Here is a 233-nt window from a genome sequence, read left to right on the forward strand (position 1 = left end):
TGGCACGAAATAATCAACAAGCCGGTCCATATACCTTAGAGCAGTTGAATCAGATGCTCGCAAGCCAACAAGTTTTATTGACGGATTTAGTTTGGCATCAGGGTATGCCTGAATGGAAAGCTTTAGGTGAACTCACCCAAGGAAAACTGGCGTATGAACCTGTAGGTTATCAGCCTCAACCCCCTATTCCTGAGCCAATGCATGCGCCAAATCAATTTTCACAGCCAAACCGC

At 45.9% G+C, this 233-nt stretch carries 1 protein-coding gene; it reads left to right on the forward strand.

The window, feature by feature from the left end; all coding sequences use genetic code 11:
- On the forward strand, window positions 1–233 hold a 233-nt coding region (locus tag RRF55_RS28080), incomplete at both ends, for a DUF4339 domain-containing protein (RefSeq protein WP_439419310.1).

The organism is Klebsiella sp. K47, from assembly GCF_051858335.1.
Lineage (GTDB): Bacteria > Pseudomonadota > Gammaproteobacteria > Enterobacterales > Enterobacteriaceae > Klebsiella > Klebsiella pneumoniae.